At 40.0% G+C, this 23,872-nt stretch carries 24 protein-coding genes; 17 read left to right on the forward strand and 7 right to left on the reverse strand.

Features of this window, described 5'->3' with window-relative positions; genetic code table 11:
* The first annotated feature begins 23 nt into the window (after positions 1–23).
* Positions 24–1,388 carry a hypothetical protein gene (locus tag SGI74_02805; protein ID MDZ4676414.1) on the forward strand — a complete coding sequence of 455 codons (1,365 nt, stop codon included), beginning with the start codon at positions 24–26 and terminating at the stop codon, positions 1,386–1,388.
* Complete coding sequence (locus SGI74_02810) at positions 1,307–2,158, forward strand: NBR1-Ig-like domain-containing protein (protein MDZ4676415.1); 852 nt, start codon at positions 1,307–1,309, stop codon at positions 2,156–2,158. The genes SGI74_02805 and SGI74_02810 overlap by 82 nt, the downstream gene beginning before the upstream one ends.
* A gap of 5 nt (positions 2,159–2,163) precedes the next feature.
* On the opposite strand, the gene SGI74_02815 is transcribed toward SGI74_02810, so the two are convergent.
* Both SGI74_02815 and SGI74_02820 read right to left on the reverse strand, forming a co-directional pair.
* A complete protein-coding gene (locus tag SGI74_02815; GenBank protein ID MDZ4676416.1) occupies positions 2,164–3,456 on the reverse strand; it encodes a DEAD/DEAH box helicase in 1,293 nt (430 codons plus the stop codon).
* 28 nt (positions 3,457–3,484) lie between these two features.
* Entirely contained in the window at positions 3,485–4,507 is a 1,023-nt protein-coding gene (locus SGI74_02820; protein MDZ4676417.1) for a hypothetical protein, read from the reverse strand.
* Positions 4,508–4,664: 157 nt separating this feature from the next.
* On the opposite strand from SGI74_02820, the gene zapA reads away from it, so the two are divergent.
* From zapA to SGI74_02860, 8 genes are all read left to right on the forward strand, one after another.
* A complete protein-coding gene (zapA, locus tag SGI74_02825; GenBank protein MDZ4676418.1) occupies positions 4,665–5,003 on the forward strand; it encodes a cell division protein ZapA in 339 nt (112 codons plus the stop codon).
* 231 nt (positions 5,004–5,234) lie between these two features.
* Complete coding sequence (locus SGI74_02830) at positions 5,235–5,840, forward strand: 5-formyltetrahydrofolate cyclo-ligase (protein ID MDZ4676419.1); 606 nt, start codon at positions 5,235–5,237, stop codon at positions 5,838–5,840.
* 49 nt (positions 5,841–5,889) lie between these two features.
* Complete coding sequence (rny, locus tag SGI74_02835) at positions 5,890–7,428, forward strand: ribonuclease Y (protein ID MDZ4676420.1); 1,539 nt, start codon at positions 5,890–5,892, stop codon at positions 7,426–7,428.
* 5 nt (positions 7,429–7,433) lie between these two features.
* Positions 7,434–8,654 carry a tyrosine--tRNA ligase gene (gene tyrS / locus SGI74_02840; GenBank protein ID MDZ4676421.1) on the forward strand — a complete coding sequence of 407 codons (1,221 nt, stop codon included), beginning with the start codon at positions 7,434–7,436 and terminating at the stop codon, positions 8,652–8,654.
* Between the two features lie 22 nt (positions 8,655–8,676).
* Entirely contained in the window at positions 8,677–9,609 is a 933-nt protein-coding gene (locus tag SGI74_02845) for a hypothetical protein (GenBank protein MDZ4676422.1), read from the forward strand.
* Between the two features lie 9 nt (positions 9,610–9,618).
* A complete protein-coding gene (locus tag SGI74_02850) occupies positions 9,619–9,990 on the forward strand; it encodes a 2Fe-2S iron-sulfur cluster-binding protein (GenBank protein MDZ4676423.1) in 372 nt (123 codons plus the stop codon).
* A 58-nt stretch (positions 9,991–10,048) separates the two neighbouring features.
* Positions 10,049–10,534: a redoxin domain-containing protein gene (locus tag SGI74_02855; protein MDZ4676424.1), complete on the forward strand. Its 486-nt coding sequence runs from the start codon at positions 10,049–10,051 to the stop codon at positions 10,532–10,534.
* A gap of 40 nt (positions 10,535–10,574) precedes the next feature.
* Positions 10,575–11,420 (forward strand): alpha/beta hydrolase, encoded by an 846-nt coding sequence (locus tag SGI74_02860; protein MDZ4676425.1) that lies wholly within the window; start codon positions 10,575–10,577, stop codon positions 11,418–11,420.
* On the opposite strand, the gene SGI74_02865 is transcribed toward SGI74_02860, so the two are convergent.
* Positions 11,421–12,425: a beta-ketoacyl-ACP synthase III gene (locus SGI74_02865; GenBank protein MDZ4676426.1), complete on the reverse strand. Its 1,005-nt coding sequence runs from the start codon at positions 12,423–12,425 to the stop codon at positions 11,421–11,423.
* A gap of 81 nt (positions 12,426–12,506) precedes the next feature.
* On the opposite strand from SGI74_02865, the gene SGI74_02870 reads away from it, so the two are divergent.
* Positions 12,507–13,013: a hypothetical protein gene (locus tag SGI74_02870; protein ID MDZ4676427.1), complete on the forward strand. Its 507-nt coding sequence runs from the start codon at positions 12,507–12,509 to the stop codon at positions 13,011–13,013.
* A gap of 58 nt (positions 13,014–13,071) precedes the next feature.
* The gene (locus SGI74_02875; GenBank protein MDZ4676428.1) at positions 13,072–14,049 is read left to right on the forward strand and encodes an MBL fold metallo-hydrolase; all 978 of its coding nucleotides are present in this window, start codon (positions 13,072–13,074) and stop codon (positions 14,047–14,049) included.
* On the opposite strand, the gene iscX is transcribed toward SGI74_02875, so the two are convergent.
* From iscX to SGI74_02895, 4 genes are read right to left on the reverse strand one after another with little or no spacing between them, the layout of a single operon-like run.
* The gene (gene iscX / locus SGI74_02880; protein ID MDZ4676429.1) at positions 14,046–14,249 is read right to left on the reverse strand and encodes a Fe-S cluster assembly protein IscX; all 204 of its coding nucleotides are present in this window, start codon (positions 14,247–14,249) and stop codon (positions 14,046–14,048) included. The two genes, SGI74_02875 and iscX, sit on opposite strands and share 4 nt — an antisense overlap.
* Positions 14,249–14,572, reverse strand: a complete 324-nt coding sequence (erpA, locus tag SGI74_02885) for an iron-sulfur cluster insertion protein ErpA (protein MDZ4676430.1) — start codon at positions 14,570–14,572, stop codon at positions 14,249–14,251. The genes iscX and erpA overlap by 1 nt, the downstream gene beginning before the upstream one ends.
* 9 nt (positions 14,573–14,581) lie before the next feature.
* Positions 14,582–15,793, reverse strand: a complete 1,212-nt coding sequence (locus SGI74_02890; protein ID MDZ4676431.1) for a cysteine desulfurase family protein — start codon at positions 15,791–15,793, stop codon at positions 14,582–14,584.
* Entirely contained in the window at positions 15,794–16,201 is a 408-nt protein-coding gene (locus SGI74_02895) for an Rrf2 family transcriptional regulator (GenBank protein ID MDZ4676432.1), read from the reverse strand.
* A 546-nt stretch (positions 16,202–16,747) separates the two neighbouring features.
* Here SGI74_02895 and SGI74_02900 point away from each other — a divergent pair.
* From SGI74_02900 to SGI74_02920, 5 genes are all read left to right on the forward strand, one after another.
* Entirely contained in the window at positions 16,748–20,062 is a 3,315-nt protein-coding gene (locus SGI74_02900) for a vitamin B12-dependent ribonucleotide reductase (protein ID MDZ4676433.1), read from the forward strand.
* Positions 20,063–20,224: 162 nt separating this feature from the next.
* Positions 20,225–21,358, forward strand: a complete 1,134-nt coding sequence (locus SGI74_02905; GenBank protein MDZ4676434.1) for a hypothetical protein — start codon at positions 20,225–20,227, stop codon at positions 21,356–21,358.
* Positions 21,359–21,501: 143 nt separating this feature from the next.
* Positions 21,502–22,092, forward strand: coding sequence for a hypothetical protein (locus SGI74_02910; protein ID MDZ4676435.1), 591 nt, complete (start codon positions 21,502–21,504; stop codon positions 22,090–22,092).
* 184 nt (positions 22,093–22,276) lie between these two features.
* Positions 22,277–23,284 (forward strand): glycosyltransferase, encoded by a 1,008-nt coding sequence (locus SGI74_02915; GenBank protein ID MDZ4676436.1) that lies wholly within the window; start codon positions 22,277–22,279, stop codon positions 23,282–23,284.
* Positions 23,281–23,872, forward strand: a 592-nt coding sequence (locus SGI74_02920) for an SDR family NAD(P)-dependent oxidoreductase (protein MDZ4676437.1), incomplete at its 3' end; no start/stop codon positions are given. The genes SGI74_02915 and SGI74_02920, both read left to right, overlap by 4 nt.

Here is a 23,872-nt window from a genome sequence, read left to right on the forward strand (position 1 = left end):
ATAGAATACTGGACGGCGCTAATATGAAATTTCAAAGAGCACTAACAAAATCAAAACAAATACTCTGTGGAATTTTTTTATTCACACTTATTTTTGTGAGCTTTCAAAATTCTGGTTCTCCGCAAAATTTAAAATACATTGGTTATTATTGGGCGCATTCAGACCATCTTGGTCATTACATGAACGAAGTCACGCCCTACACGAATGTCATGTTTATGGGCACGGGCGGTTCTAATTTATTGAGTGATTCTATCAAAGCAAAAAGTAAAGGCATGAAGGTTATTATCAATACCACTGATTGTTTAATTAATGATGATCGGGTGTTTGTCAATGGGGTGTATGTGAGTGGATCCATTCACGCCAAATCAGATGCTCAGCGAGCCCTCATTTGGAATACTCCAAACTGTAAACCTCTTTATAAAGAGCTTATGGAAAAATCAGATGTATTTGCATTTTACCTTTTGGATGAAGCGTACTCACATTTAGTAAAGCATCATTATTTCAAAGATCAAAGTGAAGAAAAGAATCAAAGTCATGTTGAGGGTGCTTTTCTTGCTTCCAAATCTGACCTTGAAGAAATGATTCGTTTCTTAAAAAGTGAATTACCACCTGGCGCAAAATTTTTAATGACCTCTGGCCCTGCAAAATATCGTTATTCTTACGGATTTGACTTTGATTATAGATTTGGGGAAGACTTCGATCAACCACCCGCTGGCGTAGATTATTATTCTTTAAGTTGTTACGACTATAGCACTGATGGTTCTGATAGAGATTATTGGTATCGTTTTTGTGAAGATAAATACAATAAACTAGCTAATATTTTTAACGGTGAAATTTTAATGACGGTTGATTCTTATAATCATCACCCAGCTTCAGGTGTCGCGCCAAGTAGAGATCAACAAACTAAATGGGCTGCCATTGCAAAACGTTTACCAAAAAATGTCGGAATTTTATGGTTTCTCTATGCTAGTCCAAGCCAGATTCTCGATGGAATCACGCCCGGAGGCGGGGCTCGAAGTTTTCCTGACGCAATTAACTATCATCAAGAATTAGGAAGAGAAATATCTTGTGCGCAAGCGATCCAGGCAAGTGCAGATCGACGAAGTGTGTGTGGAAATAACAATGTCTTATACATAAACGCAGATGCGGCCAAATGTGCTGGTGTAGATTTTAGTTATGTTGAAGGTCATCTTGATGGGCTCGATGCTGAAGGCAATATTATCGGTTGGGTTTATGATCAAGATGTGGGAGCTCATCCAGTTAAAGTACATGTTTTTATCGACGGCCCAGGCGTGGGTTCTGCAAAATGGGGTATAGAGGTTCTTGCAAATCAACCACGCTTAGGTGGTGTAGTTCAATTTATCGACCATTACCTGGAGAAGATCTAACTCATCATGGCTTCAAAGTTCCGGTAAGTATAATTCCCACAAGTCTTCGAAATAATCAGAGTCATACTATTTATGCTTACGCAATTGCTGCACCTACGGGGGGTAACAATTGTGGTTTATGGAATTCTCATCGAACAGTCACCTTAGCTCATCCCATTAATAACAGTGAATTTGTAAGTGTGTCTGCAGCTTCCAGTATGACAGCGGGTAGTGTAAATTCTGTGACTGTAGTTATGAAAAATGTTGGTAATGCTGCATGGACAAATACAGATCAATATAAATTAGGTTCTCAAAATCCAGTTGATAATCAAACTTGGGGAATTCACCGAGTTCATTTTTCGGCTGATGAAATCATTGCGCCGGGAGCTACAAAAACATTTAACTTTAATGTAACAGCTCCAAGTACACCGGGAACATATAATTTAAAATGGCAAATGGTTCGTGAAGGTATTGAGTGGTTTGGTCAAAGTAGTACAAATTTATCAATTGTTGTGCAACCAACTCCTTTGCCAACACCTACACCACCAAACATTCCAACTCCTACTCCTACTCCACAGACGTCACCAACACCGAGGGGCACTTCAAGAACACTTGGGTCTTTAGGAATTCTTGAGTTAAGTAAAACTCCACTCAGGCAACGCGCAGGTTGTAATTTATCTGGTGGAGGTAATCCATTTAAGAGTAAACCCACCAAAACAGACAAAGCTGCTAACATGTTATTGTTGGGAATTCCGGTTTTTGTTCTTGGTGGTTTACGTCGGAAAAAATAATTTTATTATCTAGGTTGTTTTCTCGTGTTGCCACTACTAGCACTCTTACGCCAATTTGATTTTCGATTACGATTATTATTATGTGGTCGGCTTTGCTTACTCTCAATAGCAGCTTTAGCTTTGCCTTTTGATAAAATCCTTGAATTTTCAATTTCATCAGAGTGGTAGGGCTGGCCTCGTTCAACTGGAATAGGTTGAGCAATTAATTTTTCGATATCGCGAATAAATGATCGTTCCTCAGCATCACAAAATGAGATCGCGATTCCTTTTGTTCCAGCTCTAGCTGTTCTCCCTATGCGATGAACATAGCTTTCAGAAATATTTGGAACTTCAAAATTAATAACATGAGTGATGTCGTCAATATCTATGCCGCGAGCAGCGATGTCTGTAGCGACAAGTACTCGAATGCGCCCAGAGCGAAAATCTTCAAGTGCACCCTGTCTTGCTGATTGAGATTTATTTCCGTGAATAGCTGAACTTTTAATGCCTATGCGAGCTAGTACTTCAGATACTTTATTGGCAGTATGTTTTGTGCGTGTAAATACAATCACGCGGCTTACGGCCGTGTCTTTAAGGACATGCTTTAAAAGATCTTTCTTTTTTTCACGTGGCACATACATCACTGATTGCTGAATGAGTTCAACAGTACTTGAAACAGGTGTTACTTCGACAAAAACTGGATTTCTTAATATAGTGTCAGCTAATTTTTTAATATCCGGGGGCATTGTTGCAGAGAAAAATAAATTTTGTCTTTTTACAGGTAACATTGCGATGATTTTTCGGATGTCATGAATAAAACCCATATCTAACATTCGATCAGCTTCATCTAAAACAAATACATCTAACATTTGAAGGCTAAGAAATCTTTGGTTAATCAGATCAAGTAAACGCCCTGGGGTGGCAACAAGAACATCGACCCCACTTGAGAGCGCATTAACTTGCGGGTTTTGCCCAACACCCCCATAAACAACAGCATGACGAAGCCTCAGATGTTTGCCGTAAGTTTTAAAGCTGTCATGAATTTGTATAGCAAGTTCTCTTGTGGGCGTTAGAACAAGAACCCGCGTTTGTCTTTTATCAGCGCGTCTATCGAATTTAACCAGCCGATTTAAAATTGGTAATGCAAAAGCTGCAGTTTTTCCAGTGCCTGTTTGGGCGCAACCCAGTAAATCTTTTCCTAAAAGAAGATTTGGAATGGCTGCAATTTGAATGGGTGTGGGTGTTGTATACCCTGATTCACTAACAGCTCGATGAAGTGGTTCAATAAGATCAAAATCTAAAAATTTGGTAATACTCATGGGCCCACCACATATCATATTTCATTTTTTAAAAAGTTTGTAACATGCTCACGCTAAATTGAAGATCTGCAATATCACGTGCGTGGTGAACAAGCGGATAACGAAGTGGATCCACTGCGGTTTTTAAACCTTTAACAATACCGGCATGCAGGCGCGTTTTTTCAAGTAATGCATAGCTACCAGTGATTTCACCTTGTGTGACGTCAAGCCCTGGGATGTTTCCATCAAGGCCACCGCCACTTACTTGAGCATTATAGAGTTCATAAAATGAGCGTAATCCTACTCCAACAATTAACTTATCTGTGAAGTTACGATTCACACCAAGCGATGTTCTGAGTGCAACGGGATTAGTAATATTCATATTTGAACCGTTATACATAACTTTTGAAGGTGTATCGTAGGAGAGCTGTGCTGCACCAACGATATGAGTTGGTGATTGTGGAATGGCCATGTCGCCACTTCCTCCAGCTGCGAATCCCCAGCTGCGACCCGCATCCCCAGGTGTTGCTGGATCATCTGCGTATCGTGATGAATCATAAAGTGGCAGTTGAAGATTTGCATGTGCAGCAATGGCTAGACCTTCTTGATTGATTAATTCTCTTACAACACCAAATTGAGGGCGACCAATAGTTCTGGCTGTGTAGTCATCCAAATTTAATTGGGTGAGGGGAATGTTCATGTAAGCTGTGCCCAAATCTTTCACTTCTACGTTCATTTGAGGAACGAGCTGTGTAAATTTGATATTCTTTTTAAACATGGTATCCACATTACCCGTAACTAATTCTGCTGCTGCGCTAAAAGCGAGTGGTCTTTTGGAATCAGGTGTTGAAGTTACAGCAGCCATACGTGATTCACTCATGCCCATTCCTGTGCTTGTTGAGCTTCTAGAATATTTTGAGGGCAATTCAGTGGCAACACCTGCTGGAGCTCGTTCGCCTTTATAGGTTTTTTTGGTAGAAACTTTTGTGGATTTAGCGGTTTTTGATTTTGGTGCGGCGAGACTGGGGCATGCGATTGCCAATACCAAAATTAAGACACTCTTTTTTAGCATGATTTCCTCTTTTTCATAAAAAATGATTGTTATGACCTGGGCCAGCACTATGTTGATCAAACTGTATAAAGTCAAGAAACCTCTGATGAATTTCTTGACTTTGGTCGGCGCAAACCAGTACCCTATATACGAAAGTTAGACCAAGGAGACACAGTTCATGTCGGGTCACCAAAATGGTCCAAAAGACCAACAAAAGCATGTTTTAGAAGTGATTATTGCCGGTATCCCGTTGAAATTAAAATCGGGACAAGACCCTGACTTGGTAAAGAAATTGGTGTCCTTTGTCGATAAAAAGGTACAGGAGGCACTGCCAGCCACTAAAAATGGCTCAGTTCAAAACGCCGCATTATTAGCAGCACTGAACTTGGCAGAAGAACTTTTCGAACTCAAAGCGCGAGCGCTACAACAGTTGGAAAAGTTTGAAAAGAAGGCTCAAAAGGCATTAAGTGACCTTGAGACTTCGAAGCCTACGACGCGCCCTGGGCTAGATAATTGAGTAAGTATTGTACTTTGGAAGTATTGAGATTAGGAATTTTGAAAAAATTAGAGCCAGTGATTTAAGACGATCATAAGTAAAATGGCTCCTTAAAATGAAACAAATAAGAATATAAGCTCTATTTAAGAGCACTTTCTGGTTTCATTGTTCCAACTCAACCTTCACTCTCTATAATCTAGCACCGTGGTTTACTTGCAGCTGTTGCTGCTGAGGCGAATGGTGCAAACTACGATGTCATCGCAATCTAAAAATGTCTGGCGCGCGCATATGCTTGAAACGCGTAGCGAGCTTGGGCCAGATAAAATCAATCAGTTCAATCGTGAAATCTGTAAGAATGTATCTTCCATATTGACCGAAGCTGGTGGTTTAGGCGATTTAAAACACCGGCCTCTATGGGCTGGGTATAAAAGTTTCCGTTGGGAAGCTGATCCGGCACAAGCTGTCATAGAATGTGCTCCCTCAATTCGATGGGCATTTCCCCGTGTATTGCCAGATACACAAATGGAATTTTTAGAGCCTTTCCTAACAGATTGCCAATGGATTAAAAATTCTTGGGGAATTTGGGAACCAGATATTCGCACTGCAGAAAAAATAAATTTATCAGATTGTATGGGTGTACTCGTACCAGGTGTGGCCTTTGATCGGCAAGGACACAGACTTGGATACGGTAAAGGTTATTACGATAGGGTCCTCGCCGATTTTAAAGGACTCAAAGTAGGGGTGGCTTTTTCGGTGCAGATTACACCGGAAACCCTTCCCCATGACGACCAAGATGTGGCCATGGACCTCATCGTTACAGACACAGAGATTGTGCGCATCAAGACTGGTCGTCACTAGAAAAAGCACGCGCTTTTTGATAAGCGCGGCAATTGAAGGAGTATGAATCATGGATCTAATCACAATAGGTTTAGCGGCATTTGCCCTCGTAATCGGAATCGTCGCTGGTTTAATGTTCAAACGTTCAGCAGATGGCAAAAAAATCAAGTCTGCTAATCAACAAGCAGCAATACTTTTAGCTAAAGCAAAAGAAAATGCAGCACTTGCTGAAACACAAGCTCGAAATCGCGCTCGTAATATCGAGCAACTGGCTCAACAAACTGTTGAAAAAGAAACACGCAAAAGAGAACAAGAAGCAAGAGATGTTGAGCGTCGTGTTCGCGAAAAAGAAACTCAACTTGATCAAAAAATTGTGACTTTTGAAACTCGTGAAAAGCGACTTAAAGAACAAGAAGAGCGCATTCAAGTTGTTGAAGGTAAAGTGAGTGAAACACTTACTGAAGTGAAAAATAAATTAGAACAAACTTCTAATATGACTCAAGACGATGCGAAAAAACTTCTCATCGATACTATGCAAGATGAAGCGCGTCATGATGCAGCTAAAATTATTAAAGTTATTGAAGACGAAGCTAAACAAGAAGCTGAAAAACGAGCCAAAAAAATTATCTCACTCGCAATTTCTCGCTACGCAGGTGAATACAGCTCTGAAAGAACTGTTTCAGTTGTGGCACTTCCAAGTGATGAGATGAAAGGTCGTATCATTGGTCGTGAAGGGCGAAACATCAGAGCCCTTGAAGCTGCTACTGGCATGGATCTCATCATCGACGATACACCAGAAGCTGTTATTATTTCTGGGTTTGACCCTGTTCGTCGTGAAGTCGCAAGGCTCTCACTTGAAACACTTCTTCAAGACGGACGTATCCATCCGGCTCGTATTGAAGAGGTTGTTGATAAAATGAAAAGTGGTCTACTTAAATCAATTAAAGAAGATGGTGATAAAGCCATGTTTGATCTCGGTGTGCATGGTGTGCATCCAGAAATCGTAAAACTTATTGGTTCATTGAAATATAGAACCAGTTATACACAAAACAATTATACACATTCTATCGAAGTTGGTTTTCTTGCCGGCATCATGGCTGGTGAATTAGGTGCTAACACCAAGGTAGCAAGGCGTGCGGGGGTGCTTCATGATCTAGGTAAAGCCCTTGATCATAGTATTGAGGGAAGTCATGCTGTTATCGGCGCTGACTTTGCTAAAAAGTATGGTGAAACTCAAGAAGTTATTCACGCAATTCGTGCCCATCACGAAGATGAAAAACCTGACACCATTATCGCTCAACTTGTTCAAGCTGCAGATGCACTTTCAGGTGCTCGCCCAGGTGCAAGACGAGAGATGATGGAAAGTTATGTCAACCGTTTAGAAGATCTTGAAACAATCGGAAATAGTTTTGATGGTGTTTTAAGAACTTTTGCAATTCAAGCAGGTCGTGAAATTCGCGTACTTGTTGAAAGTGAAAAGGTTACTGACGAACAAAGTATCATGCTCAGTCGCGATATCGCGCGTAAGATCGAGCGTGAGATGACTTATCCGGGGCAAATTAAAGTTACTGTTGTGAGAGAAACTCGGGCCGTTGAGCATGCAAGGTAAGAGTCATGCTATCTGCAAGCGAACAACTCACTCAGCTTAAAAAAGGCATTATAGATCTGGTTTCAGAGAAAGAGCTTCTTGTGAAGCTTGAGAAATCTGTGAAAACAGGCAAGCCATTACGTATTAAAGCTGGATTTGATCCTTCAGCGCCTGATCTGCATCTTGGTCACACAGTACTTATAAATAAAATGAGACAGTTTCAGCGTTTAGGTCATGAGGTGATATTTCTCATCGGCGATATTACGGGCATGGTGGGTGATCCTTCAGGTAAAAATGAAACACGAAAGCCATTGACCCGAGAAGAAGTTAAATCCAATGGTGAGACTTATGCGCGCCAAATTTTTAAGCTTCTTGATCCTAAGACAACTATCATTGAGTACAATTCAAAGTGGTTTGGCCCTTTTGATGTGTTTGATATTTTTAAACTGTGTGGGCAATACACGGTAGCTCGAATGCTTGAGCGCGATGACTTTCAAAAACGTTATGAAAGTCATGCGCCAATTAGTATTCATGAGTTTTTATATCCGTTACTACAAGGTTACGACAGTGTGGCTTTAAAAGCTGATGTAGAACTCGGTGGCAATGACCAACGTTTTAATTTGTTGGTTGGGCGCGATATGCAAAAATCATATGGTCAAGAGCCACAAGTAGTGATGACAGTTCCGTTACTCGAAGGCCTTGATGGCGTAAATAAAATGTCGAAGAGCCTCAATAATTACATCGGAGTTGATGAAAATCCACGAGACATGTTTGGCAAGACCATGCGCTTGAGTGATGAGCTCATGGTGAAATATTATGAACTTTTAACAGATATTACACCTGCTGAACTTACAGATTTAAAAGATAAAATGTCTCAGAAAAAACTAAATCCTCGTGATGTTAAAATTGAATTAGCAAAACAATTTGTTGAACGTTTTCATTCAAAAGATGAAGCTGAAAAATCGAAACAAGAATTTTTTGAAATTTTCTCAAACAAAGGTATCCCCACTGATATTCCTGAGTGGAAGACATCTCCTGTTTCAGATATCTGGGTATGTAAACTTATGGTAGATGCTGGTTTGACAACTACGACCAGTGAAGCAAAACGACTTGTTGAAGGTGGTGGTGTTGAACGTGATGGAGAAAAAATCACTGATTCAAAATTAAAACTCAATCTTAAATCAGGTGAGAGTTTTGTTTTAAAGGCCGGCAAAAAGAAATTCGTAAAAATTGTGGTGAATAATTGAAAATATTAATTCAAGGCAGTAGATGAAAAACTTATACTTAACATTGATTGTTGTAATGATCTCAAGTCATGCATGGGCTTGGGGTAAACGCGGTCATGAGATAACTTCAGCTGTTGCCGTTGGAATTTTAGCTGAATCAGGCAAAGCTAGTTATTTAAAAGCCCATGAATTTGATCTTGGGTATTATTCTAATGTGCCTGATCTTATTTGGCGTAATATTGGTGAGGTTATCTCAAAAACTGAAGCCCCACTTCATTTTCTTGATTGGAACAAATCGTTTGAAAAAGTTTTTGGAACCCCACTTAATCTTCCATTGAAGTTTAGTGATTTTAAAACTCAGATGGGTTCAAATTTTGACATTCAACTGGGTGCATCCCCATGGAGAATCTCTGAGCTATTTGTACATTGCTCAGCATTAGCAACAAATCTAACTCGTGATGTACAAGGCCCATTACTTGTCTGCATGGGTACAATGGCGCATTATATCCAAGATCTTGGTGTGCCCCTTCATGTTACTGATAATTATGATGGTCAAATGACAAATCAAAAAGGTGTGCATGCATATTTTGAAACAGCGATGGTTGAGGCGTTGAATAATAAATTTGAGCTTAAAGAAAAAGTTTTAAAAGAGGCTTTAAAAAAATATTCAAAATTAAGAACGTATAATGACGATGTGAATCTCTTAATTCGAAAATTTATTGGTGAAAGTAACGCGAAGGTTAACGAGCTTCTTGAAATTGATAAGAGCTTAAATCGAGAAAGTGTTGATCTAGCAAAAAAGAAATTTAAAGCACTTGTAATAGATAGACTGGCCATGTCCGCAGCGCACACCGCGATTATTTGGGAAGAAATTCTTAAGCCTGTGAAAAAGTGGGATGACAAAAAGTTTTACTTTTTTGATGGTAAGCCTGAGTATATGCAGCCAAAATTTTTAAGCGAGAGCACACAACATTAAGGATATTTAATGAAAGTTAAATTTCTCCCTTCGGGGCAAGAGTTTGAAATAAAAGAAGGTGAAAGCGTATTAGAGCTTGCCAAGAAACATGGACTTTTCGTTAAGTCAATTTGCGGCGGGCTCCCCAGTTGCGCTGAGTGCCGCGTTAAGGTCGTCGCCGGCGAGCACAATGTCATGCCCCCGTCGTTTAAAGAAAAATCTCTGATTGGGTCTGCCTACTTTATTGATCACTCAAGACTGAGCTGTCAGGTTAAATGTATGGGCGACATCACAGTGGATTTATCAGAGCAGGTTGAAAAACAAAATGCACAGCCAGCCAGCAAAAAGGCACGTATGCCACTTAGGTATAAAAAAGAAGTTAAGGGCCCCAAGGGTGATTAAGTAACCACTGACTGTATTTCTCTTTGACGCCTTACATTGCTGGGTCTAATCTAATTACATGTTGAATGTAGGGGATTTTGCATTTGATTTTGATCTACCGACCTCTGACGGTAAAATAATTAAGCTCAGTGATCGGCTTAAACTTCATTCACCAATACTGATTGTATTTTACAAATTTGATTGTCCAACTTGTCAGTTCACTTTTAAACACCTTCCTCATATTTTAAATCAATTAGGTGACGAACATTTTTTAGCTATTGCGCAAGATGCACAAGTAGAAACAGAAAAGTTTAAGGCCTCTTATTCTTATCAAGGTAACATTGTGTGTGATGTGAAGCCGTATCCGGTTTCTTCTAAATTCGGTATCACCTTTGTGCCAACATTTTTTGTAGTAGAACAAGACCTCAAAATCTCAAATGTCGGTGAGGGTTTTGATAAGATTATAATTGATAATTTTTCAAAGAAAATAGCACTGGCAAAAAGTATAAGTCAGTTTCAGACTTTTAGGCCCGCTGAACAAGTTCCACTTTTAAAACCTGGTTGAGGCGCAAGAAACATATGAGACACGTGTTGTCTCCTGGATTATGAACCGTATTCTTCTAAAATCAGGCCATGAAATCAGTTATTTTGAGCAAGGTCAGGGCCCCCTTTTATTTTTGATACATGGTTTTGGTGGTACACATTCTGATTGGCAATCTACGTTAGATGCATTTACCCCACATTATCGTGTGATCATTCCAGATTTTATGCGTCAGTACATGCAAGATCCTAAACGAGAAAACCCATTAACATTTTTTGATCATGTAGAGATCCTTCACGAGTTTGTAAAAGTTATTTCCCATGATCAGAGTGAGCGTTACATTGTTGGGGCAAGTTATGGAGGAGCACTTACTTGGGGAGTTCTTATTCATAACCCTGAGTTATTTAAAGCCGCTGTACTTGTAGGCCCCATGCCGTGCAATCCAACTTTGAAGTTTGAAAATAGAACTATAAAAGTTTTTGTCGATTTAGCAAGGCATCCACTTTTGCTTGAACTTTATTTGGTGTCACCTCTAGGAAAAATTAGACTGCCACTGATTGAATCTATTTTTCATGCGCCTTGGATTCGACCTGGTAGGCGACGAAAGTTTGCTTTTTTGAGTCCTAGAAAAGCAAAACTTATTTCACACGTCATTCGAAGTTTTGCTTGGATCGTACGTCATGAAGATTGGGCTTATTGGGAGAGTCGATTTCACCGCATCAAACAACGGGTTCAAATTCTTTATGGTTCTGATGATCGTATTTTTAAAGAAGGTGTGAATACTGGTTTTGCGCGAGCGATTCCTGGTGCTGAAGTTAAAATGATTGATAACTGTGGTCATTTAGCAATGTTAGAACAACCTAAACAAATTGCAGAAGAGATTCTTAAATTTTTTAAAACCTGCGAATAATTACTTCGCCCACCTTAGTAGCGTTGCGCCCCATGTGAATCCTGAACCAAAAGCCACCAGAGCTACGAGATCTCCCTTTTTTAACAGCTTATGTGTTTGAGCTTCTTCCATGGTGATAGGTATCGTACCCGCAGTGGTGTTGCCGTATTTTTGTAAGGTGTTAATTGTTTTTTCAGGGGGCATTTCAAGTTGCTGCATCACCATTTGATTGATTCTCAAATTGGCTTGATGAGCAATTACAAAATCAATATCTTTCAGATTAATTTTAGCTTCAGCGCAGGCTTCAGCTAATACTTCGCACATGCGTGTAACAGCATTTTTAAAAACAAATTTTCCATCCATGTGTGGGTAAAAAGATTCATCAATGATTTGTTCATTTATGTTTAATCGTGGATAATCGGCACTTGAAGGTCTGTGGCACCAAAGTTTTTCTGCATTTTGGCCTTCACTATGTAGTTTTGTAAGAATAATGCCTTCGTTGGCATTGTGAGTAGGTTCTACGACTACAGCTCCTGCGCCATCACCAAAGAGTACGCTGATATCACGACCTGCAGGTGTTTTATTAAGACCTGTGCTATGAACTTCGCTTCCAACAACAAGGATGCATTTATAAACACCCGTTTTTATCCATGCATCAGCAACGGAAAGGCTGTAAAGAAATCCGGCGCATTGATTTCGAATATCAATCGCAGGAATAGTGCGATTTGGTGTAAGAAGTTTTTGAAGAATAACGCCGCATCCAGGAAAACAAAAATCAGGACTTACAGTAGCAAACACAATGCAATCAACATCATCTGCAGTTTTTCCGGCATCGATGAGTGCTTCTTTTGCAGCTTCAAAAGCCATACTTGAAGTGGATGTTCCGGGTTCGGCCCAACGTCTTTCTTCTATTCCGGTACGCTGACGGATCCACTCATCAGATGTGTTCATGAGTGCTTCAAGTTCTTGATTTTTAACCACCCGCGGAGGAACGTATTTTCCAACGCCACTGATTTTTGATTGCATTTAGTCTCCTTGGTGACCGTCAAACTCTATCTCATAAGCCCCTTTATTGACAAAAATAAAATGAGCAGATCTACTACTTAAATGTGTGTCATTAAAACCCTCAAGATAAGATTAGACCTTATTCTAATAGCAATGGTTTTTGCCACACAGGTGTTAGCTGCTGAATATAGAACTTTTGGAGTACTTGCCGGAGTAAGTTTTCCTAAAGTTGCCTATGCAAAGGCGCATCTTAATTTTGCAGAGCACTGGGCCGTTGATTATCAGGCATCATTAGGAATTTTTTGGGCCATACAACAAGGTGACATCTATTATTTCTTTTCTCGTGAGGGGTGGCAGCCTTACATTGGTATTGGTTATCAAAACTGGAACTTCTATGGGTTTTCTACTTCGACAAATTATAACGGCGTAATCTTTGGTAGCGGAAATCAAGCTGTTGCTGTAACCACACCCATTGGAATCATGTACGTCACGGATATTGGTCTTGCTCTTGACTTAAGTATTGCTGCTGATATTTTCACAAATGCTCCGGCAGACTTAAGAGGGCGGGTCGTGCCTGAAGCTCAAATTGCCGTCGGGTATTTTTTTTAACTGGCAAAAAGCCTGATATATTGTACCCATCAAATCTTAATGTTAATCTATTAACATAATGCTCAAAGTAAAGCTTTGGGGAGTCCGTGGATCTTTACCAACACCTATTGAGCCGGAGTTCTTAGTTGACCGGTTCAAGAAAGTTTTGGAAGAATTCACCCATTCAGAACACATGGGTGATAAAAATATCCAAAAGTTTTTGGATTCTATTCCCCGCTACAGATTACAAGGTTTTGGTGGCCATACCTCTTGTGTGCAGGTCATGACTGATAAACAACAAGTCATTATCGACGCGGGGAGTGGTATTCGCGCATTGGGCCAACAACTTTTGCAAGGCCCTTGCGGGTTAGGCAAAGGCGAAATTCACATTTTGTTTACCCATTTTCATTGGGATCATATTATTGGTTTGCCCTTTTTCGCCCCACTTTTTATTCCCGGAAATAAAATACATGTTTACGCTGTTCAACATGATCTTGAAGATGCGTTTAGAACAGTTTTTAGAAAACCTTTTTTTCCGGTTCCATATGAACAATTAGGTGCAGAAATAATTTATCACCGTATTGAGCCACGTAAGCCTCAGCAATTAGGAGACATCACTTACACGGCTTATCAATTAGACCACCCAGACCCGTGTTGGGGATTTAAAATCGAACATGGTAAAAAAACTTTTTCTTACTGCACTGATACTGAAGGTACACGGGTGAGCAGAAAAGAAATGGGTGATGATTTGCCGTTGTACCAAAATCTTGATCTTTTGGTATTTGATGCTCAGTACACGGTTTTAGAATTAACTGAAAAAATTAATTGGGGGCATTCAACTGCCATCATTGGTCTTGATCTGGCCATGCGTGAATCTATTAAGAAGGTGCTCTTTGTTCATCACGATCCAGCCGAAAGTGATGAAAAAATAGCCATCGCTGAAAAACAGGCGCGAGAATATTACAATCAAGTTTTAGAAGCTGCGAAAGAAACGAAAACAAAAATCAATGAAGTGGAGTGGTCATTTGCTCATGAAGGAATGATCATTAGTATTTAAGAACGATACTCTTCTGCCCAAGCCATCTGAATAGATTCCAAAATTCCAGGACTCGTTTTTTTAGGATCATCTTCAAAATCGGGAAGTTCTATTACAAAACGATGAATATCAATTGTGCTGACATTAAGAGGTTTAAGTTCAGGGTATTTATTTTTAAGAACAATTCCGATGTCTTCAAAATCGGTCCACCGTAAACCCATTAGGCTGAGAAAGAACTTCCGCAACCGCAGCTTTTTTTAGCGTTCGGATTTGAAAAGTTAAAACCTGTGCCTTGAAGTCCGTCAGAGAAGTCAAGTGTTGTGCCAGCAATAAAGAGATAACTTTTAGGATCAACTACTACTTTTACGCCGTGATCTTCAAAAATTTTATCGCCATCGGTTTTTACATTATCAAATGCTAATTTATAAGACATTCCAGAGCATCCGCCACCCACCACTTGAACACGTAAAAAAGAATCAGGTGAGGTTTCTTTTTGAACCAAGCGGCTAATTTCGGTAGCGGCTTTTTCAGTAATTTTAATCATTCATAACTCCTAAACTTGTGTCTCATAACTACCTCTATTATCGTATTTTTTTAAGCTCACGTAAAGGGGTGATGAGTCACCCAGCACTTTCACTGTGTTAACAATATGTTGTGCAGCTTTTAGAACCTCATTTTCGGTGGTAAATCGCCCCAAACTTAATCTAATGGTGCTCATGGCTGCATCATCTGAGAGCCCTATTGCTTTTAAAACATGGCTCGGAGTCACAGAAGCTGTTGCGCAGGCAGAACCTGGGCTAATCGCAACTTGAGTTAGATTTCGAATCAGAATTTCACTAGGCACATTTAAAAAACTGACGCTTAGGTTGTGTGGAAGTCTATCAGTGGGGTGTCCGTTAAAAATGAGGCCATCTAATTTCAGTTCTAAATGGGATTTAAGTTTTACTCTTAAATTTTCGATTCTTAATAATTCAGTAGTCTGATTTTTCTCAGCACTTTCACAAGCTGCACCAAAACCCACGATTCCGGGGACATTAAGTGTGCCCGAGCGTAAGCCCTGTTCGTGTCCTCCGCCGTGTATCAAGGGGGCGAGTTTGATACGTGGATTTTGTTTTCGCACATACAGTGCCCCGATTCCTTTGGGACCATAAATTTTATGGGCTGAAAATGAAATCAAATCCGCTTTGAGATCTTTTACATTGAATGAGAGTTTTCCAAGTGCTTGGGTTGCATCGGTGTGGAATATAATATTTTTTGATTTAACAAAATCTGCGATTTCATAAAGATCATTAATTGTTCCAATTTCGTTGTTAGCAAAAATTACTGAAACAAGAATCGTTTTATCGGTGATGGCCTCAGTGAGGTCTTGAATATTTAATTTTCCATAAGAATCTACGGGCAAAACAGTAATCATAAATCCTTGAGTCTCAAGAAACTTACACGAATCTAAAACTGCTTTGTGTTCAACACTTGTTGTGACGATGTGATTGCCTAATGCTTTATTTGCAAGTGCATAGCCTATAATAGCTAGGTTATTACTTTCCGTAGCACCGCTGGTGAAGATGATTTCGCGAGAGTCACTATTGATAAGTTTTGCAACTTGAGTTCTAGCTTTTTCTACAGCTTTTTCAGCATTCCAACCGTACACATGTGATTTGCTAGAGGGGTTTCCAAATTCACTTAAAAAATATGGTTTCATTATTTCAAAAACTTCAGGATCAAGGGGAGTGGTGGCTTGATAATCTAGATATATGGGCCTAGACATTTATTGTGGTCTCATTAACGTATCGAGTTTTGTTTCTTCAAGCAGTGAACGAATGCGAAGATTTAGTGTTTGCATTCCAGATTGTATTTCACAAATTCCCATGCGCTTGCATTGATCATCTTGAGAATCTCTCGCGCAATCCATGAGTGCCACCGTACCTTCAATGGCGCCCACTACTTGTGCGAAACTAATTTCAGAAAGTGTTTGAGCTAATTTGTATCCGCCGTGAGCACCTTTGGTGCTTGAAACAAAACCGGCTTCTTTGAGACGCTGAAGTGTTTTAGCCGTGATTTCATAGGGCAAGTGTAAGCCCTCTGAAATTTGACGAGCGCTAACTGCTTTAGGTTGTCGCCCAATAAATCCAAGTGCAAGAATTCCGTATTCTGAAACTTTATTTATACGTAACATATGCGAACAATATTGTCGTATATCGCCGCTTTGTCAAGCTGGGAGCCTCACTTGAGAGACGTACTTTTTTGAATAAAAATATTTTGAATTTTACGATTCATTTCTTGAATTAAGTGGCCACTTTCAATTAGCCTAGCATTCCTTAAAAAGCGGATCATTTCATGTTTCGTTGTACGGTTTTAATAGCGAAAATGCCTCGTCTAACAAGCCTGACAGGGGTTTTAAGGAAAGTGATACTTTGTGCGTCACGTTAAGTAGGCATAAATACTATATCTAGGGCCAAATTTAAAAAAACACCACTAGATATAGTAAAATTGGGCTTGACCGTTACGAATAGCGCATGATCTGAATAAGGGTGTAGGACGTACAACGATTTCAAGTTTCTAGTTTGAGATTGTACTACGTAGGGGATAGAGAAATTAGCCGTAAAGTATTTGAATGAATGGTTAATTTAGCTTTACACAAGAATAATATACTTAAATTTTCTTAAAAATAACAACGCGGGCTTGGAAGCACCGCGTGATAACGAGCGGGGGACTCAAAAGAATGGAAAATACATCATCACAGGCATCTCAAAGGAAGAGCGCAACAACGAATGCTAAAACACAGACAAAAAACACAAAGACTGCCGCAGAAGCGGGTTTAGATTTTAAGCCAATGTTTGTACCTAAAGGTGCAGATCCTTATGAAATGGTCATTTGGGAAAAACGCGCCAGCAAAATCTCTGATGCTGGAGGGGGAAGCGTTTTTGAAATGAACGATGTTATGGTTCCATCTACATGGAGCCAGTTGGCGACAGATATTGCGGTTTCAAAATATTTCAGAAAAGCCGGCGTTCCAATCACCGGTAGTGAAAAAAGTGTTAAGCAATTGGTTTTTCGCGTAGCCAACACAATTCGCAAAGGTGGGGAAAAACTTGGCGGTTATTTTAAAACGTCAGAAGATGCAGATAATTTCGAAAAAGAATTAACATATCTCCTTCTTACTCAGAGAGCTGCTTTTAATAGTCCTGTATGGTTTAACTGCGGTTTATTTCATCAGTATGGAATACAAGGCTCTTCAGGTAACTACCGTTGGGATTTTACCACAAATCAAGTTGTAGAAACTCAAAATGCCTATGAATTTCCTCAGTGTTCTGCTTGTTTTATTCAAAGTGTTTCTGATGATCTTATGAGCATTTTTGATCTTGCGAAAAGTGAAGCAAGAATTTTTAAGTATGGTTCAGGCACAGGAACAAATTTCAGTAAGATTCGCGGTCATCAAGAAAAACTCAGCGGTGGCGGCCAGTCATCAGGTCTTATGAGCTTTCTTGAAGTTTTAGACCGTGGCGCTGGTGCTACAAAATCAGGCGGTACTACACGCCGTGCTGCTAAGATGGTAACTCTTGATATTGATCATCCTGAAATTGAAGACTTCATTAACTGGAAAGTGCGCGAAGAGAAAAAAGTGCAGGTCATGGTTAATGCGGGTTACTCAAGTGATTTTAACGGCGAAGCTTATAAAACTGTTGCCGGGCAAAACAGCAATAACTCAGTTCGCTTAAGTGATGAGTTCATGCAAGCTGTTGCCGATGATAAAGAGTGGAGCACAACATTTCGCACCAATGGCGAAGTTTGCAAGACCTATAAAGCCCGTGATCTCTGGAAGCAGGTTTGTTTTGCTGCTTGGAAGTGCGCTGACCCAGGTGTGCAATTTGATACAACAATAAATAACTGGCACACAAGTTCTGCCACTGATCGCATCAATGGTAGTAATCCATGTTCTGAGTATATGTTTCTTGATGATACGGCTTGTAATCTCTCAAGTATTAATCTTGTGAAGTATTTAAAAGAAGATGGAACCTTCGACGTTCAAAAATACCAAGAAACTTGTCGCATCTTAATCACTGCACAAGAGATCTTGGTTGATTTCTCATCATATCCTACAAAACGAATTGCTCAGAATAGTCATGACTATCGTCCTTTGGGTCTTGGTTTTGCCAATCTTGGCACACTTCTCATGATTAAGGGCATTCCTTATGACAGTCCTGAAGCGCTTGCATGGTCTGGTGCACTTACTGCGATCATGACCGGAAGTGGCTATAAAGGTTCAAGCGAAATGGCAAAAGCGAAATCGCCGTTTCCAGGGTACGAACGCAATAAAAAACCGATGATGAAAGTTATGCGTCAGCACAGAGAAGCTGCGTATAAGATTTCTGATAAATATGCTCCTGAATATTTAGTAAAAGCTGCAAGACAAGATTGGGATGATGTTGTTGAGCTTGGCGATCAGTATGGTTTTAGAAATGCTCAAGCCACTGTTCTTGCTCCCACAGGGACTATCGGTCTTCTTATGGATTGCGACACCACTGGTATCGAGCCTGATTTTGCACTGGTGAAATTTAAAAAATTAGCTGGTGGCGGGTATTTTAAAATCGTTAACCAATCAGTGACTATGGCTTTAAGAACTCTCGGTTATGCAGAAGCCGAAGTAGACGCCATCGTAAAATACGCTGTTGGAACAAACACCCTTCAAGGTGCACCTCACATCAGCCGTGAGACTTTGGCAGCAAAAGGTTTTATTTCTCAAGATATTCAAAAAATAGAGAAAGCACTCATTGCTGCATTCGATATCAATTCAGCAATTGCACCGTGGGTAATTGGTGAAGAGAGCATGAAACGTCTTGGTATCGATGCTGAGAAAATGAAAAAACCTGGTGAAAGTATTCTAAAAGAACTTGGGTTTTCACACACTCAAATCGATGAAGCCAATCAAGTAGTGTGTGGTCGCATGACAGTAGAGGGTGCGCCGAATTTAAGACAAGAACATTTAGCCGTGTTTGATTGCGCAAATAAGTGTGGTCCTCATGGTCAAAGATTTATTGCTCCCATGGCTCATATTCGAATGATGGGTGCGGCTCAACCGTTTTTGAGTGGTGCAATCAGTAAGACAGTTAATCTTCCACCTGAAGCTAAGGTTGAAGACATTGAAGAATGTTATATGGAAGGTTGGAAGCTTGGTCTAAAAGCCATCGCTGTTTATCGTGACGGAAGTAAGATCAGTCAACCCCTGAACTCATCTGGTAGTAAAGGCGATACGATCGCTAAAGAAGATGCAGAAAAAATGGTAGCACAAGCTGTAGATGCAGCACTTAAGCAAACACAAAGTGCTTTGGGTGCAGGTAAGCGTCGTAAGCTTCCCAAAAAACGTCACGGCTTTACTGTTGAGGCGCGTGTGGGTGGGCATCAAGTTTATCTGCGCACCGGTGAGTATGATGACGGCAAATTGGGCGAAATCTTTATTGATATGCATAAAGAGGGCGCAACATTTAGAAGTTTATTAAATTGTTTTGCCATCGCGACTTCACTTGGTTTGCAATATGGAGTTCCACTTGAAGAATTCGTCGAAAAGTTGACCTTCACACGCTTTGAACCTCAAGGTGTGGTTGATCATCCGAACATCAAGCAAGCCACTTCTATTATTGATTACATCTTTAGAGTTTTGGGTATGGAATACACCGGGCAAACAGATTTCTTGCACGTCCCACCCAATGCCGATCAAGAATTAGCTATGCACAGACCAGCTCGCATTCCGATTCAAATGGATATGAGTGTTGGGATGATCGCACCTCAAGCGATGCACGATGCCCAGACAATGACAAAGGCATCAATGGATCACTTGAAGGCTGACATCATGAAAGCTGATGCAATCAAAGCTGAAAAACCTGGCCCCGCGGCGGGAGCTTCGGCTCGAGTTTTAAGTGCGCATCTTCAAACCATGATGGGTGATGCGCCCTTTTGCACAAGCTGTGGACATACAACCGTAAGAAACGGTGCTTGTTACAAGTGCTTGAATTGCGGCAACAGCATGGGTTGTTCATAAGAAGTTCATTGTCAGTAATAATTAAGTAAAAAGGGAGCCACTTGAGCTTCCTTTTTATTTTACAGCTGTAAGAATATTGGACATTCACAACATCTTAAGTGCCTGGAAAAAGGTAGATTCCCGTGGCATAGACCCTGCTTGTTTACGGAGCAGGGGTGCAAAATGATAAAAGTATTTTTGGTTGTTTTATTAGTAGGGGTATTCACTGAATCAGACTCAAATGCTGATGCTAACTCTGATAAAGACATAGCTTGTAAGACTTATAGAGTTTTAAAAAAACAATATAAAGAGGCGCTAGAAACAAGTAGCACCGTCACAATGGGTGGGGCTTCATCTGCTGTAGTTGGTGGTGCACTGATCTTAGGAAGCAAACAGGTTTCAAAAAACACTAGCCAAGCTATGCGAGCGGCAAACAACGAACTCGTTAATGCACGAATGGTACGCAATAAACTTAGTCATTATGTGAGTTTTGATACATGGTTAGTCGATAATACTGGCGCAAAAGATTGGGCGGGTAGAGCAACGGGCACACAAACACTCGAACAAGTCCAAATCGCAAAGGCTCGATCATCTATAGTGAGTAGCAAGTATTCTCAATATGCAGAAAAAGCATTTGTGCGAGCCGTAGCTGCAGGAGATGAGTTAGCACTTCAAAGTAAAAGCTTTGGTGATTTTGAAACAAAACTGAGAGCACAAAAAATACCATTAATTAATTATATTGAAAAATATGTTTATCTTCCCAATAAAGACCGAGCACTTGCGCAAATGCTGAAGTTATCGCCGCTTTTCAAAATACAACCCTCCGGCGGTCTCGAAGCAAGGTTGGCAACTCTTGATGTCATAGAAAAAAACGCCAACCAGACATTAAAAAGGGGTGATTTTTTAACCAAGTTAAGTAAGTGGGGGTTTCGTGTTGGTGGTGCAATGGCCGCATTAGGTACTGGCGCTGCGTTGGTCGCGGGTAAGGTTTTGAGTGCACCTGCCGATGTAATACTGACAGAACTCGGTGGCAGAAAATTGGGTGAAACGCCTGAAGAGTTGGATATGTTATCTTCGTATGCCGAAGACCCAAGTAAACTTTTTTTGTTTAGTAATGACGCAAATGCATGTATTAAAATCACAACTAACGCATATCTAACAAAAGTTTTTGTAACGTATTATTCCAACCATCCTGAGCTTAAAGCTGAGCTTGCAAAATTACCAGATGGGCAAATCATGAGTGATAAAGTTGCAGTGTCAGCACCCGTGCCCGCGAGTGCGCCCGCGCCCGCGAGAACGAACATGAGAGTAAATTAAGAATCGTCTCAAAATGAATTGTCTAGTTTTTCACTAACAGCTGTCAAATGTTTATACACATAACTATAGTAAAATCATATACTTACAGTCTAAAGTGGCGGCCCAACCCTTGCAATTCTAAGATGGCAAGGGAGGGGTTTATAATGAAACTCACATTTTTAGTATTAGTCGCTGCAATGGTTTTCGCCGGTAATTACGCGATGGCGGGAACATCATCTGGTTTAAAGCAGGAGGATCCTGTTTACAAAGCAAAACGTCATGTTTTTGCACTTAGCAATGAACTTAATAACCAAACAGATTATTTGTCTAGCCATGTTCAACCGGAAAATATTAAAGCGACTGAAGCAAAATTTTCTAAAACAGCTGAAAAGCTCTTTGCTGCCAAAACTGAACGTGTTGAGATTGTAAATAAAAGATTAGAAGAGTTGCTTAGAAAATCTCAAGCCACAACAGATGATAAAAAACGTTCTGAAATTCAAAATTCAATCAACGAACTTTATAATGATCTTTATCTCATAGCCACTCCAATAGAAAATCAAAGTGCGATTAATGGGTTGGCTGTTAGGTATCCTGAAATTAAAAAGACTATTTATGCATACAATGAAGAAAATAAAAGAATCGAAGCCTTGGTGAAAAGTCGCATGGATACAATCTTAAAAAGAGCGGCTGCAATTGGTTTAAGAATTAATTCATCTGGTGGAACTGGAGTCTTAAGTTCTAGTAGAGTTCGATAATGATGGTTACTAAGGTTAATATAAAAAATAAAATCATAAAATCCATGAACTGGGCACATACTATGGTGAGTGTTTTTGCCATTAAATGGATGATGCTTCGTATCTATTTCATGTAAATGCAAAACCCCTAAATCTTACTCCCAATCAGCTTGCCAAAACATCTACTCCGTCATAAAAATTAAGCATGCATATTCTTCTCTTTCATGACTCAAAACTACCTCCGCCCAATTATGGCGGTATTGAGCGCATTGTTGTAACACTTGCCGAAGAATACATCCGTCGTGGGCATAAGGTCAGTGTTCTGTGCAAAAAAGGTTCAAAGATTAATGGTATAAATGTTGTTGAGTTGCCCGAGAATGCACACACCAATATTGAAAAAGTTATTCCATCAGATATTGAGTTCATACATTCACACCAGCCTTTACCTATTGAACCCAAACGACCTTATTTAATTACCATTCATGGCAATGGGCACCTGGCTGAAAAGTATTGGCCAAACACTAATTTTTTAAGTCGCAGCCATGCAAAAAATCATAATTCAAGTATTTATGTTTTTAATGGCGTTGATCCTCAGCGATATTCGTTTGTGGAGAAAAAAGAAGAATATTATATTTTCTTAGCTAGAACCACTTGGCGTGTGAAAAATTTAAAAACCTGCATAGCTTGGGCTAATGACTTAAATGTAAAACTTAAGATCATCGGGGGCAACGGAATTTCTCGCGGGAATATTGAATACGTTGGTTTTGTCGATGACACTGTTAAAGCTAAAATTTTAGGTGGAGCAAAAGCACTTATTTACCCAACAAATTGGGATGAGCCTTGCGCTGGTGCCCCTCTTGAAGCCTTGGCCTGTGGAACACCTGTGATTTCATCACATAATGGCTGTATGCCAGAGATGGTTACCCATGGTGAGACAGGTGTTTTATGTGAAAACTATAACGAATTACTAAAAGCTGATGAAATTTTAAAGACTGTGAGTACTCAAGCTTGTCGTAAAAAAGTTGAGTCCCAATTTAGTGTTCAAAGAATGGCGGATGATTATCTCAAGCTTTTTGAGCATATTTGTAGCCAAGGGAAATTAGTCGATCAGCAAAATCTTCCGCGCTATAATTTCAAAAAAGAAAGTGTTAGATTTTTATATAAACCCACAATTGTGAATCAAGTGCGCTTGATGATGACAGGAAAAATATGAAAGTTCTCGTAACAGGTGGTGCCGGGTTTATCGGAAGTCATCTATGCCTAAGACTTTTAAAACAAGGGGATGACGTTATTGCCTTTGATAATTTAAGTTTGGGGCAAGAAAAATTTTTAAAGCCTTGTCTTGATTTTAAAAACTTCAAATTTATCAAACAAGACCTTCTGGATTTTGAAGAAATTAAAAAGGCCTGTAAAGGTGTCGAGCGTGTTTGGCATTTGGCCGCAAATTCTGATATTGCCGCGGGTGGAAAAACAACCGACGTAGATTTAAAAATCGGAACCTTAGCGACGTACAATGTTTTAGAAGCTATGCGTTTGCAAGATGTGCGTGAGTTGGTTTTTTCTTCAACAAGTGCAATTTATGGTGAGGCAGAGCTAAGGCCCACACCTGAAGGCTACGGCCCGCTTTTACCCATTAGCTTTTACGGTGCAAGTAAACTTGCATGTGAAGCGCTTTCAACAGCATTTGCCCATAACTTTAAAATGAAAGTTTGGATTTACCGTTTTGCAAACATTGTTGGAAGTCACACGACCCATGGTGCCATTCATGATTTTATTAAAAAATTAAAAAAAGACTATAAAC

The organism is Oligoflexia bacterium (assembly GCA_034439615.1).
Taxonomy (GTDB): Bacteria; Bdellovibrionota; Bdellovibrionia; order JABDDW01; family JABDDW01; genus JAWXAT01.

Coding starts and splice junctions, on each gene's coding strand:
- SGI74_02805 (MDZ4676414.1), top strand. CDS start 24: ATGAAATTTCAAAGAGCACTAACAAAATCAAAACAAATACTCTGTGGA.
- SGI74_02810 (MDZ4676415.1), top strand. CDS start 1,307: ATGGGGTATAGAGGTTCTTGCAAATCAACCACGCTTAGGTGGTGTAGT.
- SGI74_02815 (MDZ4676416.1), bottom strand. CDS start 3,456: ATGAGTATTACCAAATTTTTAGATTTTGATCTTATTGAACCACTTCAT.
- SGI74_02820 (MDZ4676417.1), bottom strand. CDS start 4,507: ATGCTAAAAAAGAGTGTCTTAATTTTGGTATTGGCAATCGCATGCCCC.
- zapA (MDZ4676418.1), top strand. CDS start 4,665: ATGTCGGGTCACCAAAATGGTCCAAAAGACCAACAAAAGCATGTTTTA.
- SGI74_02830 (MDZ4676419.1), top strand. CDS start 5,235: ATGTCATCGCAATCTAAAAATGTCTGGCGCGCGCATATGCTTGAAACG.
- rny (MDZ4676420.1), top strand. CDS start 5,890: ATGGATCTAATCACAATAGGTTTAGCGGCATTTGCCCTCGTAATCGGA.
- tyrS (MDZ4676421.1), top strand. CDS start 7,434: ATGCTATCTGCAAGCGAACAACTCACTCAGCTTAAAAAAGGCATTATA.
- SGI74_02845 (MDZ4676422.1), top strand. CDS start 8,677: ATGAAAAACTTATACTTAACATTGATTGTTGTAATGATCTCAAGTCAT.
- SGI74_02850 (MDZ4676423.1), top strand. CDS start 9,619: ATGAAAGTTAAATTTCTCCCTTCGGGGCAAGAGTTTGAAATAAAAGAA.
- SGI74_02855 (MDZ4676424.1), top strand. CDS start 10,049: ATGTTGAATGTAGGGGATTTTGCATTTGATTTTGATCTACCGACCTCT.
- SGI74_02860 (MDZ4676425.1), top strand. CDS start 10,575: ATGAACCGTATTCTTCTAAAATCAGGCCATGAAATCAGTTATTTTGAG.
- SGI74_02865 (MDZ4676426.1), bottom strand. CDS start 12,425: ATGCAATCAAAAATCAGTGGCGTTGGAAAATACGTTCCTCCGCGGGTG.
- SGI74_02870 (MDZ4676427.1), top strand. CDS start 12,507: ATGTGTGTCATTAAAACCCTCAAGATAAGATTAGACCTTATTCTAATA.
- SGI74_02875 (MDZ4676428.1), top strand. CDS start 13,072: ATGCTCAAAGTAAAGCTTTGGGGAGTCCGTGGATCTTTACCAACACCT.
- iscX (MDZ4676429.1), bottom strand. CDS start 14,249: ATGGGTTTACGGTGGACCGATTTTGAAGACATCGGAATTGTTCTTAAA.
- erpA (MDZ4676430.1), bottom strand. CDS start 14,572: ATGATTAAAATTACTGAAAAAGCCGCTACCGAAATTAGCCGCTTGGTT.
- SGI74_02890 (MDZ4676431.1), bottom strand. CDS start 15,793: ATGTCTAGGCCCATATATCTAGATTATCAAGCCACCACTCCCCTTGAT.
- SGI74_02895 (MDZ4676432.1), bottom strand. CDS start 16,201: ATGTTACGTATAAATAAAGTTTCAGAATACGGAATTCTTGCACTTGGA.
- SGI74_02900 (MDZ4676433.1), top strand. CDS start 16,748: ATGGAAAATACATCATCACAGGCATCTCAAAGGAAGAGCGCAACAACG.
- SGI74_02905 (MDZ4676434.1), top strand. CDS start 20,225: ATGATAAAAGTATTTTTGGTTGTTTTATTAGTAGGGGTATTCACTGAA.
- SGI74_02910 (MDZ4676435.1), top strand. CDS start 21,502: ATGAAACTCACATTTTTAGTATTAGTCGCTGCAATGGTTTTCGCCGGT.
- SGI74_02915 (MDZ4676436.1), top strand. CDS start 22,277: ATGCATATTCTTCTCTTTCATGACTCAAAACTACCTCCGCCCAATTAT.